Consider the following 450-nt stretch of genomic DNA (forward strand, 5'->3'; position numbering starts at 1 on the left):
AGATTGAACGCTGGCGGCAGGCCTAACACATGCAAGTCGGGCGGTAACAGGAGAAAGCTTGCTTTCTTGCTGACGAGCGGCGGACGGGTGAGTAATGTATGGGGATCTGCCCGATAGAGGGGGATAACTACTGGAAACGGTGGCTAATACCGCATGACGTCTACGGACCAAAGCAGGGGGCTCTTCGGACCTTGCGCTATCGGATGAACCCATATGGGATTAGCTAGTAGGTGGGGTAATGGCTCACCTAGGCGACGATCTCTAGCTGGTCTGAGAGGATGATCAGCCACACTGGGACTGAGACACGGCCCAGACTCCTACGGGAGGCAGCAGTGGGGAATATTGCACAATGGGCGCAAGCCTGATGCAGCCATGCCGCGTGTATGAAGAAGGCCTTAGGGTTGTAAAGTACTTTCAGCGGGGAGGAAGGTGATAAGGTTAATACCCTTA

General features: G+C 54.7%; 1 rRNA gene. It reads left to right on the forward strand.

From position 1 onward, the window contains the following. Window positions 1-450: ribosomal RNA gene (locus tag BHE89_RS20725) — 16S ribosomal RNA — on the forward strand; the annotation flags it as partial.

The sequence above is a fragment of the Shigella sp. FC1967 genome (genome assembly GCF_001743005.1).
In the GTDB taxonomy this organism is placed as follows: Bacteria; Pseudomonadota; Gammaproteobacteria; order Enterobacterales; family Enterobacteriaceae; genus Proteus.